Source organism: Deltaproteobacteria bacterium, assembly GCA_022340465.1.
Lineage (GTDB): Bacteria > Desulfobacterota > Desulfobacteria > Desulfobacterales > B30-G6 > JAJDNW01.
This window is the reverse complement of record JAJDNW010000138.1, coordinates 1-6,308: the sequence shown is the minus strand read 5'-3', so window position 1 is coordinate 6,308 and position 6,308 is coordinate 1. Positions and strand designations below refer to the sequence as shown.

7 protein-coding genes and 1 tRNA gene are annotated in these 6,308 nt (G+C 56.1%); 1 reads left to right on the top strand and 7 read right to left on the bottom strand.

All coding sequences use genetic code 11. The annotated features are described in order from the left end of the window. From LJE94_18475 to LJE94_18455, 5 genes are all read right to left on the bottom strand, one after another. Window positions 1–446, bottom strand: a 446-nt coding sequence (locus LJE94_18475; GenBank protein MCG6912083.1) for an amidohydrolase family protein, incomplete at its 3' end; no start/stop codon positions are given. Window positions 447–506: 60 nt separating this feature from the next. Then, on the bottom strand, window positions 507–1,184 hold the full coding sequence (gene lepB / locus LJE94_18470) for a signal peptidase I (GenBank protein ID MCG6912082.1): 678 nt from the start codon (window positions 1,182–1,184) through the stop codon (window positions 507–509). A gap of 224 nt (window positions 1,185–1,408) precedes the next feature. Further along, window positions 1,409–1,879: a phosphatidylglycerophosphatase A gene (locus LJE94_18465; GenBank protein ID MCG6912081.1), complete on the bottom strand. Its 471-nt coding sequence runs from the start codon at window positions 1,877–1,879 to the stop codon at window positions 1,409–1,411. A 263-nt stretch (window positions 1,880–2,142) separates the two neighbouring features. After that, the gene (gene larC / locus LJE94_18460; protein MCG6912080.1) at window positions 2,143–3,318 is read right to left on the bottom strand and encodes a nickel pincer cofactor biosynthesis protein LarC; all 1,176 of its coding nucleotides are present in this window, start codon (window positions 3,316–3,318) and stop codon (window positions 2,143–2,145) included. Between the two features lie 243 nt (window positions 3,319–3,561). Then, a complete protein-coding gene (locus tag LJE94_18455) occupies window positions 3,562–4,707 on the bottom strand; it encodes a M20/M25/M40 family metallo-hydrolase (protein MCG6912079.1) in 1,146 nt (381 codons plus the stop codon). A 245-nt stretch (window positions 4,708–4,952) separates the two neighbouring features. Between LJE94_18455 and LJE94_18450 the strand changes: the two genes are divergently transcribed. Continuing rightward, a tRNA-Sec gene (locus tag LJE94_18450) sits at window positions 4,953–5,050 on the top strand. Between the two features lie 131 nt (window positions 5,051–5,181). Here the strand turns inward: LJE94_18450 and LJE94_18445 are convergent. Together LJE94_18445 and LJE94_18440 are read right to left on the bottom strand one after the other, a co-directional pair. Beyond that, window positions 5,182–5,463 carry a hypothetical protein gene (locus tag LJE94_18445; protein ID MCG6912078.1) on the bottom strand — a complete coding sequence of 94 codons (282 nt, stop codon included), beginning with the start codon at window positions 5,461–5,463 and terminating at the stop codon, window positions 5,182–5,184. A gap of 94 nt (window positions 5,464–5,557) precedes the next feature. Further along, a partial coding sequence (locus LJE94_18440; protein MCG6912077.1) for a trimethylamine methyltransferase family protein occupies window positions 5,558–6,308 on the bottom strand: 751 nt, incomplete at its 5' end.

Genomic DNA, 6,308 nt, shown 5'->3' with positions numbered 1-6,308 from the left:
GCCAGACCCGCTTCCCGGGCTTTGTCCAAAATATAGGCGGTGACTTCGGGCCGGTCGTTGGCCGGAACGGTGTTGGGCATGGTGCAAACGGCGGTAAAACCGCCCCGGACGGCGGCCCTGCACCCGGTCTGGATGGTCTCCTTGTATTCGAAGCCGGGTTCGCGAAAATGGACGTGAATATCGATGAACCCGGGCGCCACGATCTTGCCCCGGCAGTCGATCACCTGCACAGTCTCAGAGGCGTCGGCGACCGGAGCTCCCTCTGCAGGCGTTTTGGGGTCCTGCGGATGGACGGCGGCAATGCGGCCCTCTCTTATGAGGATGTCGGCGATCCCGTCCAGATGGTCGGGATCCATGACACGACCGCCCTCGAGCAGTAGATCCATACCTTTTGCCTCTTCCGGTGGCTGGGATGCCAGGATGCTTGGATGCTGGATGGCTTGCACCGAGCTTCCCAGCCTTATAGCCTCCCAGCCGTTTTAACCTCAACGTTGCAATCTTGAGGGTTATTTAAGCATATGCCCTATCCTCCCCCAACGCACATAGTGAAGAATCGAGCCCGAGTTGTTCTTGTTCCAGGACCAGTAAATCATGAAGGCCTTGCCTTTCACGGCCTTGAGCTTGACGAATCCCCAGAAACGGCTGTCCTTGCTGTTGTCCCGGTTGTCTCCCATTACGAACAGGGAATCTTTGGCCACCGTGATGGGCCCGAAATTGTCGCGCCGGTTGAATCCGCCCGGAATTATGTAGGAATCTTTGTGAATCGCATAGCTGCGTTCGTAGGGTTTGTGGTTTACATAGAGATGCTTGTCCCGCATTTCGATGACATCGCCCTCCACGCCGATAACCCTTTTGATGAAATCCAATTTGGGGTTTTCGGGGTATTTGAACACGATGATGTCTTCCCGTTGTGGATTTTTAATGGGGATGAGCGTGGTGCCCACAAAGGGCAATTTGACACCGTATATGAATTTGTTGACCAGAATGTGATCCCCTATCAGCAGGGTCTCCTTCATGGAACCCGAGGGTATTTTAAAGGCCTGGACCACGAACGTACGTATGAAAAGCGCCAGAAGGACCGCAATGACGATGGCCTCGACGTTTTCCCGCAGACCGCTTTTCTTTTTGTCCTTGCGCTTTCCCTTCGGCTCGATCGATTTGTCTTTGGATTGTTTTTTTGTCACGTGGCACCTTTAGAGGTTTGGTATACGGTACCCGGTTTACGGTTTACGAAAATCGTGAGATGTAAGAGGTTAGACGTGAAACGTGAAACTCGTGAGACGTTAGACGTTAGACGTGAAACGTGGCCACCCGTTTAACGTTTTACGTTTCACCTTTCACGTTTAACGATTATATATTTCACATTTCACGCCTCACACCGTACACCCTATACCGTATAGTTAATGTCTTATCCCATCATTCCAATGAGATACATAGCTATTTTTAAAGTAATGTTTCCAATTATTCCGGCTACGACGTCATCGAGGACGATGCCCGTCCCGCCCGACAAATTGCGATCGAAATAGCGGACGGGAAACGGCTTTGCAATGTCCAGCACCCTGAAAACGGCGAACCCGGCTGCCGCGGTATAGAGGTTGAACGGCAGGCCGGCCAGGGTAACCAGCATACCGGCCATCTCATCGACGACAATGCAGCCCGGGTCTTTGCGCCCCATCCACTTTTCGCCGGCGTGGGCCAGGGGGATGGCCGCGCCGATGAAAGCGAGGGTGAACACAAGCGAGAACCATGTTGGACGGGTCGATAAAAAGTAGCACAACGGCAATGCCGGCAAGGTCCCAAAGGTCCCCGGCGCCACGGGGATGTAGCCCGTACCAAAACCGGAGGAAAGCAGCAGAACCGTCCGTTTACCGAATTGCATGGCCCGTGTCTATACGGTGCCGCGGTTTTTGTCAAAATAAAATCCACCGGGTTGCCGAAAAATCCCGGCGACCCGGTGGATTTTATGGGACGCGGCTGCGCCGCTCTTACAGTACTTGATTAGACACCCCGGCCTCCTAGCCTCCCAGCATCATAGCATCCCAGCCTCCCAGCTTCCCAGCATCATAGCATCCCAGCCTCCCAGCTTCCCAGCCTCCCAGCCTCATAGCATCCCAGCCTTCCAGCCTCCCAGCGTCCAAGCATTCAGCCGCAGGCCTTGACCACGTCCGCATACACCTTCTGCAGGGGTATCTTTTCCCTGGCGGCGATCTCGCGGCAGACCTCATACTCGGGCACCATGCGGCTGCCGCCGTCCGGAGCGACGATGTGCTTGACCGCAACCTCTCCATAGGGGGTTTCAACTGTTGCAATGTCGCGTTTGAGCGCGTAACGTCCGACCCCATAGGCCCTGACCCCGCTGGTGGTGGTCTCGGCCAGAATGCGCTCAACGAGCATCGCTTCCCTCTCGGGCTCGCAAACGACCTGAACCATGGTCCCGGGGCGGTTCTTTTTCATGAACACCGGCAACCAGTAAACATCCAAGGCACCGTCCGCAAACAGGGCTTCCATCAAATACCCGAACAGCTCCGGATTCATATCATCGATGGTCGTTTCGATGACCCTGATCTCCTCCATGTTTACATTGTTTTGAAATGCTTTGTTTTTTTCACTACAATGCCCCGTTACCACCCGCAGCACATTGGGGCGCGATGCAAACCGCCGCCGGCCGGCCCCATAGCCCACCGTTTCGATTTCCATGGCAGGCAGGTTCCCAAACGCTTCCGCCAGGGTACTGACAATGGCCGCACCCGTGGGGGTGACCATCTCCCCCTCTGTGCCGGCACCGTAGACGGGAACATCTTCGAGAATGGCGAGCGTCGCCGGCGCGGGCACCGGCAGGGTGCCGTGGCTGCATTCAACGAATCCCCCCCCCAGGGGAATGGCCGATGCCGTCACCCGGTCGAATCCCAGCTTTTCCATGCAAAGCGCGGTTCCGACAATATCGACGATAGAGTCCAGCCCGCCCACCTCGTGAAAGTGAACCTCGTCCAGGGTGGTCCCGTGGATTTTCGATTCGGCCACGGCAATTTTTTCAAACATTTTCAGGCTGGTCGCTTTGGCAGCCGGCGGTATGCCCCCCTCTTGAATCAGGGCGCGAATGTCGCGGTAGTTCCGGCTGCCCCCGTCATCTTCCGGCACCACGCTCACCTGCGCCGCCTTGATGCCGTTGACCCAAACCGGTTCCATTTCTATCCGGAATCCCCGCAGGGGCAGGGCGTGCAGCTTCTCCTGCAGCCATTCCAGGGGTACGCCCAGGTCCAGCAGCGCCCCCAGGGTCATGTCCCCGCTAATCCCCGAAAAACAATCGAAATATGCAATTTTCAGAATGTACCGTCCTGTGTTGTGTTTGTTGAGTTATTTGTGTTTGTTGGGTTCGTTGGGTTCGTTGGGTTCTTTTGCTATCCCGATATACCGTAAAACGTAAAACGTGAAAGGTGAAATATATAATCGTTAAACGTGAAAGGTGAAACGTAAAACGTTAAACGTTAAACGAGTAGCCACGTTTCACGGGAATTTACTTCTCACGATGTTAACATCTACATCCTGTCTAAATTTCGGATATTATACGGCCGTTTGCGCATGCAGCTTCAGGATTTCCAACAGGAGCTCCGCCGACTGGACCATGTCCGAAAGCCTTACCGACTCGTTCACCGTGTGCATGTTGCGCATGCCGGTGCCTAAAACGCCCAGGACGATACCGTGCTGAAAAAACACGTTGGCGTCCGCCCCGCCGCCGGTGGTTTTGCACGCCATCTCCCTGCCCAGGTTTTCCGACGCCCGCATGGCCAGGGCAACCACCGGGTGCTCCGGGGGTATATTCGTCCGCGTGTATTCCTGCCGGACCTCGCTTTCCAGGGCGGGCAGGGATGCGGCAACATCCTTTTCGGGGCAGTTTTCCACCGCCGCCTCGAATGCGGACACGATCCTGGCCGTAACCGCCTCGAGTTTTTCGGGGTCGTGGCTGCGCACCTCGCCTCTGATTTTGACGAGGCCGGGAACGATGTTGGTGGCCAGTCCGCCCTCGATCATGCCGATATTGCAGGTCGTCTCCGCGTCGATGCGCCCCAGCTGCAGCTGCGCAATGGCCTGGCTGGCTATTTTGATCGCATTGATGCCTTTTTCCGGCGCGGCGCCTGCATGGGCTTCCCGGCCGAAAACCGAAAAAGCCAGGTCGTTGGCCGAAGGCGCCCGGGTCACCACCCCGAGGGGGTCGGTGGCGTCCAGGGCAAAACCGTAGGTCGCCGACAGGCTGTCGTAATCGAGGTGCTTGGCTCCCAAAAGCCCGACCTCCTCGCAAACGGTGAAAACCACTTCCAGGGGGCCGCAGGCCAGGTTGTTTTCCCGTATGACGCGCAGCACCTCCAAAATGATGGCAATGGCGCTCTTGTCGTCGGCGCCCAGAATCGTGGGGCCCCTGCTCGTAAACACGCCATTCTCGAACACCGGTTCGATGCCCCTGCCCGGCCCGACGGTATCCATGTGGGCATTCAGGAAAAGCGGCGGCACGTTCACGTTGCCGGCAAAGCGGGCGATCAGGTTGCCGGTGTCGCCGCCGACCTTTTCGCCGGCCCCGTCGATCACGATCTCGGCACCCAGGGGTTTCAACATCCCCTGAATCACGTTTGAAACCTCAGCCTCCTCCCTGGACACGGAATCGATCCTAACCAGGTTCATGAACGTATCCGCCATGCGTTTTTCATCGATCATCATACATCCCTCTGAAAACCGTCTTTGAATGGTTACCTATCAGGGCCCCAGGAATGAGCTCGCAGCTGATAGCTCATAGGTCATAGCAAGCCATGCGCTTTGGACGCCCTGGACCCCCTGGGCTATATAGCGGCCAGATTAATAATATTAGGCGAAGCCGCGTCGCATAAAAGCGCCCCGAAGCGCTTTTATTTGGGTTGACAAAAACAGATTCCCGGCTGTAATATCCCCCCACCAACCTGAAAGGAAGTGCGCAGCTTACTGGTGAGGCTCCCGGACTTCAAATCCGGTGTGGGGCGCTAAAACCGTCCCGGGTGGGTTCGATTCCCATGCACTTCCGCCACGTTTATTTTATATCGACCTCAAAGTCAATTCGGGAAATGATCTGCCGGCAAAACTCGATGAGGCATCGTCCATCTCACCGCCCGCTGCGCTCGAGGCATTTACCCAATTAAATGCTGCCTCCGGCAGCCCCTATAGATACCTGCTGAGCAGAGCGGTGAGATTGCCGGCCGGGTAGAGCGGTATCGAGAGGAGCCGGTACCTTACCAACTGGCCCCGGGTTGTCTTGACACGCATTTCCTCGACAAGGCAATATTGCCGGTACAACGCCATGGTTCGGACGTGCAAGGAGGGCGGCAGCGGTACCTGAGGTGTGGTGGAAATCATTTTTTCATACAGGGGTTCCTTTCCCAAGGCCAGCGCGAATTCGAAAAACGAGAGTGGCTCGAGATAAAAATAAGCGATCCGCCCCACCGGGCGGCATCGGGCTTTTGCAATGCCGGGGTTACTTTCTTTCAGATGAAGGGGCCCCCCACAAACCGCTGAAAAAGGCGCCTGTAGCCGCATCTCAGTATTTGCAGTGGGTCGGCAGGTATTTCTGCAGCTGTTTGATTTGCGACGGGCTTCGATCCGGAGGAACGTAAGCCGCAAGCCGTCTCTCGATCTCTTTGGCAACATTGACGTCCACGGGAATTTCCGAAGCATCGCTGCTGAGGTCTATCCCCTTTTTGTCGAAAATGGGGCTGACCCGCTGTTCTCGCCTGTAGATGGCCGGGGAGCCGATCGTCAGAAAGCTTTTCGTTTCCAAAGATGCCGCCAGCTTTTCTTCGAGCATGGGGTCGAACGACAGGTCCGGTTCCTGAAGGGTCCGGTTGCAGTTGATCATCAATTCCTCGTCCAGAATCATTTTCTTGAAACTCCCCCCGGCAAAGGCGGCCATCAGGCCGGGGTAACACCAAATTTTCTCCACACGGGTCATATAATAGGGGGCTATCGCGGTGAAGCAGGACTCGAACCCGCCCTGATAATCATTGCGGGTGCCGTCCGACAAGCACCCGCAAAGAACGCAGTTCATTTCATAGTGCAGGCAGACCTCGTAAAACATGATCTGAACCTGAAGGAATTCCGGACTGCCGTATGCCGGCTGTAGAGACCGCATGTCCGTCATCGTGGAAAAATTGCTGAAAGACACAAGGGTACCGGGCTTGAGCAGCTGAACATAAACCGCCCCTGCCAGGCAGATGGCGATGTCGTGGACAACGATGCCCAGCAGGCTTTCCGGTCCGGTCATGAACGACAAGGTGCAGGGGAAAATGGTT